The sequence below is a fragment of the Bacteroides faecichinchillae JCM 17102 genome, assembly GCF_000614145.1.
In the GTDB taxonomy this organism is placed as follows: domain Bacteria; phylum Bacteroidota; class Bacteroidia; order Bacteroidales; family Bacteroidaceae; genus Bacteroides; species Bacteroides faecichinchillae.
The window spans coordinates 1-996 of record NZ_BAKK01000123.1; the positions used below are offsets into that span (position 1 = coordinate 1).

Genomic DNA, 996 nt, shown 5'->3' on the forward strand with positions numbered 1-996 from the left:
CCACTGACACTCTTCATCCACGAACGGACATTATACGCATAATCACTCCTCAACTTACCGTTCCCATTCCTGCGGTCAGATTTCAAACGCCCCAACTCATCATACACATGATCCACCAGCGTAACCGGAGCATCAGTATTCAACTGATAACTCGTCCTGAGCAAGCGGTCCGCATGGTCATACGTATGCTGCCTGACTTCAGTGATCGTTTCTTTTCCGGGAACAGTGTGTACCTGTTTTACCTGTGTCGGTTTACCGGTAAAACTGTACAGGGTACACGTCAGGTCCGTTCCACCCAACTCATTGTTACCCCTCTGCTGAACAATCCGGTAACGGTCGTCATAATACATCACAGTGATAAACATATCCTGTTACTGTACCTGTCTTCGAGAGCTTAGCTGTGTATGATCCCGTCTGCTGTCCCCGGCATCCGCCCGGGTAACGTTGGTCGTAACCCGGAACTTCCGCATAAGCCGTAGTAGCATCATTAGGAATACTGTTACTTTTACCCATAAAGCCATAACTATCGTAATAAACCGCCGAGAGAACCGTAGGAGTATTCAACGTTATACCCGAAATACTGTACCCCTTCACCGAACCTGCTGCCTGTTTCAAAGTACCTTTCACCACAACATCCTTCAACGGCTCAGCCGTATAATCAGGATTGTTCTTACAAATCCCCGTCAGCACAACACGATTAAAAGCATCCGGTATACTGAACGCCCATTCCCCTTTAGTGCGCTGCTCCCCATCCTGGGTAAAAACAGGGCGGTCCGCAGCGTCATATACCGTATAAACAGGATCGCAACCCGGCAGCTTCTTATAAATACAACGGTTCAGCCTGTCATAACGGTAGACATACACATACTTCTTTAAGGCATCATTCGTCTCACTCCAGGTAGCAATACTGTTCAGATTATCCGCCGCCAGCGGAGGCAATACAAAACGTACATTACCATATTCATCATAAACATAATAAGTATCATGCGCCAGACT

2 pseudogenes are annotated in these 996 nt (G+C 47.3%); both read right to left on the reverse strand.

What is annotated here, in order from left to right:
- Positions 1-365 (reverse strand): annotated as a pseudogene (locus tag JCM17102_RS25430) (RHS repeat-associated core domain-containing protein); the annotation flags it as partial.
- Positions 340-996 (reverse strand): annotated as a pseudogene (locus JCM17102_RS30830) (RHS repeat-associated core domain-containing protein); the annotation flags it as partial. The pseudogenes JCM17102_RS25430 and JCM17102_RS30830, both read right to left, overlap by 26 nt.